Raw genomic sequence first — 1,784 nt, 5'->3', positions numbered from 1 at the left:
CGGGGCGCCCGAATGCGTGTTCGGCGCGGGCGGCGCGGTGCTCGTGGAGCACACCGTGCGCGAGGGGGGCGCGCGGCGCACGGCGATGCGGGCCGTCGACGGCACCGGACGGCCGTTGTGGTCGCGCGACTTCGACACCGAAGTGTTCGTGGCCGCCGACCCCCGCGCACCCAGGTTCGCGCTGTCGGGGGCGGCGCGGTTCGAGCTCTTGGACGCGGGCGGCCGCGTGACCGAGGGGCGCGACGACGTCGTCAGCGCGTCCTTCACGGCCGGCGGGGAGCTGGTGACGGTGCTGGTCAGCGGCGCCGTGACGCGATCCTGAAATTTCTGCGAAGGTGTGTCCAAGGGGCCGGTCGCCGTTCGTAGTGCTCGCGTACGGCAACCGAGACACCGGAGGACACCGTGAAGTACATGCTGCTGATCAACGCCGCGACGAACGCCGACGGCGAGGCCGTCTCGCAGTGCACGTTCGAGGACTGGCAGGTCTACGACAAGTCGGTGAAGGACGCCGGCATCTTCGTCACCGGCCACTCGCTGGCCGACCTGACCACGGCGACCACGGTCCGGGTCGACGACCGCGGGGAGCGGGTCGTCACCGACGGCCCGTTCGCCGAGTCGCGGGAGGTGCTCGGCGGGTACTACGTCATCGACGTGCCCGACCTCGACGTCGCCCTCGACTGGGCGGCGCGCTGCCCGGGCGCGCGTGACGGCGGGTCGATGGTGGTGCGCCCGGTCGCGACGTTCGAGGACTGACGTGGGGGACGGGGCCGCGGCGGTCGAAGCGGTGTTCCGGGAGGAGCGCGGCCTGCTGCTGGCCGCGCTCGTCCGCCGGTTCGGCGACCTCGACCTGGCCGAGGAGGTGACGTCGGAGGCCATCGAAGCGGCGTTGGTGCACTGGCCGGCCGAAGGCGTGCCGCCGAAGCCGGGCGCCTGGCTGATGACGACGGCGCGCCGCAAGGCCGTCGACCGGCTGCGCCGCGACCAGGCCTACGCGGCCCGGCTCGCGGTGCTGCAGGTCGAGGCCGATCGGGCGGCTCCTGACCCGGCGCCGGACGGCGGCCTGCCGGACGAGCGGCTCCAGCTGTTCTTCACCTGCGCCCACCCGGCGCTGCCGGCGGAGGACCGCGCGGCGCTGACGTTGCGCTGCCTCGCCGGCCTGACCACGACCGAGGTGGCGCGCGCGTTCCTGGTGCCGGGCGCGACGATGGGGAAGCGCATCGTCCGGGCGAAGAACCGGATCCGCGCGCTCCGGATCCCGTTCCGGGTCCCGGACCCCGACGAGCTCCCGGGGCGGCTGCCGGGCGTGCTCCAGGTCGTCTACTCGATCTTCACCGAGGGGTACGCGGCGAGTTCGGGCCCGGACCTGCAGCGCCTCGACCTGGCGGAGGAAGCGATCCGGCTGGCCCGGATCCTGCGCCGCCTGCTGCCGGGCGAACGCGAGGTCGCGGGCCTGCTGGCCCTGATGCTGCTGATCCACGCCCGCCGCGACGCCCGCACCGGCCCGGACGGCGACCTGGTCCTGCTCGACGACCAGGACCGAGCCCGCTGGGACCGCGCGATGATCGACGAGGGAACGCCGCTGGTCGAGACCGCGCTGACCGGCGGCCCGCCCGGCCTGTACGGCGTCCAGGCGGCGATCGCGGCGCTGCACGACGAGGCCCCGGACGTGGCGACCACGGACTGGCCGCAGATCGTCGCGCTGTACGACGTCCTGCGCGGCCTGGCCCCGTCTCCGGTGGTGGACCTGAACCGCGCGGTGGCGGTGGCGATGCGCGACGGCCCGG

3 protein-coding genes are annotated in these 1,784 nt (G+C 74.6%); all 3 read left to right on the top strand.

Going from position 1 to position 1,784, the window contains the following annotated elements; all coding sequences use genetic code 11:
* A partial coding sequence (locus G3I65_RS42680) for a hypothetical protein (RefSeq protein ID WP_160701134.1) occupies positions 1 to 322 on the top strand: 322 nt, incomplete at its 5' end.
* An 80-nt stretch (positions 323 to 402) separates the two neighbouring features.
* Positions 403 to 753, top strand: coding sequence for a YciI family protein (locus G3I65_RS42675; protein WP_160701133.1), 351 nt, complete (start codon positions 403 to 405; stop codon positions 751 to 753).
* 1 nt (position 754) lies between these two features.
* Positions 755 to 1,784, top strand: a 1,030-nt coding sequence (locus G3I65_RS42670) for an RNA polymerase sigma factor (protein WP_160701132.1), incomplete at its 3' end; no start/stop codon positions are given.

It is taken from the genome of Amycolatopsis sp. SID8362 (assembly GCF_010550475.1).
In the GTDB taxonomy this organism is placed as follows: Bacteria; Actinomycetota; Actinomycetes; order Mycobacteriales; family Pseudonocardiaceae; genus Amycolatopsis; species Amycolatopsis eburnea.
This window is presented reverse-complemented; position numbering and strand designations above follow the sequence as displayed.